This window comes from Bacillus cereus group sp. BfR-BA-01382 (assembly GCF_022663475.1).
In the GTDB taxonomy this organism is placed as follows: Bacteria; Bacillota; Bacilli; order Bacillales; family Bacillaceae_G; genus Bacillus_A; species Bacillus_A thuringiensis_S.
On record NZ_JAKUFQ010000410.1, the window covers coordinates 1 to 236 of the forward strand.

The following is a 236-nucleotide window of genomic DNA, read 5'->3' on the forward strand; positions in this document are numbered from 1 at the left end:
GGAAACTGCTAAAGAAGTAAAAACTGAACAACCACAAAAGGCAGAAGCGAACAACGTGGTGGAAAATAAAAAGCAAGAAGTTAAGCAAACGGTAAAGCAAGAAACAAAGCAGGAAGTTAAGCAAGAGGTAAAACAAGATGCGAAGCAAGAAGTAAAATCAATTGCTCCACAAAAAAATGTAGTTGCACCTCAGCCGAAGGTAGCACAAGCACCACAACAACACACTGTTAAAGATG

The 236-nt window shown here is 39.4% G+C and carries 1 pseudogene; it reads left to right on the forward strand.

Features of this window, described 5'->3' with window-relative positions:
* Positions 1-236, forward strand: a pseudogene (locus MR160_RS34525) (putative porin); the annotation flags it as partial.